The following is a 542-nucleotide window of genomic DNA, read 5'->3' on the forward strand; positions in this document are numbered from 1 at the left end:
GTAAAGATATTTTGAGTATAGCAGGAAATATTTTTGAAAGAAGAAATGATATAGCTGACCCTTTAGAGATTCTACAAGAGGGTTATAAAAATACTTTTGGCGAGAATTAATTTATTAAATAAGGAGCAAAAATGAAAAAGTTAGTCTTTGTTTTACTTAGTGTTATTTGTGTCTATGCAAATCCTGCAAACACTATTACTAAAAGTTGTGATAAGAGTTATAATGAGATAAGATGTGGGAATGACTTATGTATTGCAAGTAGATGTTTTTACAAAAACCTTTCAAGTATAGAGGAAGCCTTTCAATTTTATCTCAAGGAAGAAATACAGCAACAGGAATCTCTTGGTGATATAGAACATAACAACTCATACTTGCTTGTGCTTAAATATATGCTTAACACTCCTTTACCAAAGGTTGGTGAGAGTAATAAATATACTGCTGATATTAGAGATTATGATGCTGTTAGAGATGGGTATCAAAATATATGTAATTTTGAGTTTAAACGCACAAAAGATAGTTTAATTATAAATTTTAATGCTTGT

The 542-nt window shown here is 29.2% G+C and carries 1 protein-coding gene; it reads left to right on the forward strand.

Going from position 1 to position 542, the window contains the following annotated elements; genetic code table 11:
• Positions 1–131: 131 nt before the first annotated feature.
• Positions 132–542, forward strand: a 411-nt coding sequence (locus tag LS81_RS11095; protein ID WP_034348113.1) for a hypothetical protein, incomplete at its 3' end; no start/stop codon positions are given.

The organism is Helicobacter trogontum (assembly GCF_000765905.2).
In the GTDB taxonomy this organism is placed as follows: Bacteria; Campylobacterota; Campylobacteria; order Campylobacterales; family Helicobacteraceae; genus Helicobacter_A; species Helicobacter_A trogontum.